The sequence below is a fragment of the Microcoleus sp. F10-B2 genome (genome assembly GCF_036704965.1).
GTDB lineage: Bacteria > Cyanobacteriota > Cyanobacteriia > Cyanobacteriales > Microcoleaceae > Microcoleus.
Genome location: NZ_JAUBTB010000223.1, coordinates 1 through 1,560 on the forward strand (window position 1 = coordinate 1; position 1,560 = coordinate 1,560).

General features: G+C 46.3%; 2 protein-coding genes. Both read right to left on the bottom strand.

The genetic code is table 11. The features are described 5' to 3' along the window. Positions 1 to 57: 57 nt before the first annotated feature. Positions 58 to 756, bottom strand: a complete 699-nt coding sequence (locus QUA99_RS32780; RefSeq protein ID WP_333343675.1) for a hypothetical protein — start codon at positions 754 to 756, stop codon at positions 58 to 60. Then, positions 756 to 1,496 carry a hypothetical protein gene (locus QUA99_RS32785; RefSeq protein WP_333343674.1) on the bottom strand — a complete coding sequence of 247 codons (741 nt, stop codon included), beginning with the start codon at positions 1,494 to 1,496 and terminating at the stop codon, positions 756 to 758. Before QUA99_RS32785 ends, QUA99_RS32780 begins: the two co-directional genes overlap by 1 nt. Positions 1,497 to 1,560: the final 64 nt, after the last annotated feature.

The window sequence follows — 1,560 nt, forward strand, 5'->3', positions numbered from 1 at the left end:
TACGTGAATGCCACGTTTTCTATAGTTGTCTTTTTGTCAAGTACAATTTATACCAAATTAGATGAGCTTACCCTGCATATCACAGAACGACATTGGTGCTTCTAATAAAATTAGATGGCGCTGCTGACTAGCATCTTTTGGCGATCGTGACTTGGTGACTCGTTCAACCCGCAAACAACTGTCATCAGTCCGCCGCACATCAACTGTAATTCTGTTGCCGCATAGCTGGAATGAGTTTTCCAGTCCATCCTGGTAGTTCTTACCAGTTCGTATTAATATTCGTGCTTTTGGGCTTTCACTTACGGTCGGTATAAGGAGTTCACGAGTTAGCCAATCAATGATTTGCTCAACCGGATCGGAACGGCGCAGATGCCGCTTACGAATATCGTTAATAATTTTTTCATCAACACCAAACTGCATTTCATTGGGGATGTAGAGCTTACCTGGAAATTCATGCACTTTAATGGAAAGTTGATTTGGGGACTGTTGTTTCGGACGGATTTCCAGCAACCAGCATAAGGTTGGTAGATTACGTTCAAGAATGCCTTCTAACTCGGTCTGGTTCTGTTGGTCTTTACCTTGAATATGCCAAATATCTGAGCCATGAACCAGAAGAATGTCATTGCCGATCTGATCTCTGTGTAGGAAAACTTCATTCTTGATGGATAGGAGTTCTTGACCATCAAATGAGGTGCGATCGCTCCGTTCAACTTCAATGGTGTGGATTCGTCCACTTTGAATATCGCTGACTCTCATTATGAGTGTTCTCCAGAGACAAACCTGAATGTTGCAAGACGGTGTGGGCGATCGGTAGGGGCAAAATGCAGCAGCCACGTATAGCGTCGATCGTTGGCCGGAAATCGTTTCCATCCATCCTGCACTTCTACAACCGTTCGTTGTTCGCCATCAAAAGACGACAGCCAGAAACATTGCCCATTGAGACTGCGAACACGAACGTTAGTTCTTTCGATTTGGAGTTCGATCGCAGGAATATGGTTATCCGCTCCTGTTCTGCCATTAATAATTCGATTCGTAAGGATTAACGGTTGGCGTTCTGTCAGTGCCAGAGCCGCCAGAATCTTCTGCTTTGAGAGAAACCTTTGACATTCTCTCACATCTGGCAGCGGTTCCCATCGTTTGATTAGCAGTTGCATCTGAAGTGGACGAGGGTAGTCACACCAGGGACAGCATTGTTGATTGGCGTAGTAGGTGCTACCGCAATCGGGACACTCCACTGTGAAGTCGGCTGCCGAATACAAATCCTCAACCCATTGACTAATTCCTGGTCGTTTTGTTGGCTCTCGTAACCCCTCACTAAAACAACGCTGACACAGCTTCTTCAGTTTGGGAGATAACACGATGTCTCTGGGAAAGCCGTGATGTGTGGCATTGCTTTGGTCGCTTGGATCGTCCACCCAGGGCAAAGAACCCTGTAACGCTTTTTCTTCTAACTCTGGTTCACCATCCAGAACCAAATCCCCCATTAAAGCCCACATTCCGCACCCCCAACTGGCACATACACGCAGTGAGGGGGTAAAAGTGAATCGTCAGAGACCAAGC

Bases quoted from the DNA above. Each gene is read 5' to 3' on its own strand.
- QUA99_RS32785 (WP_333343674.1), bottom strand. From the start codon at position 1,496: ATGTGGGCTTTAATGGGGGATTTGGTTCTGGATGGTGAACCAGAGTTA.
- QUA99_RS32780 (WP_333343675.1), bottom strand. From the start codon at position 756: ATGAGAGTCAGCGATATTCAAAGTGGACGAATCCACACCATTGAAGTT.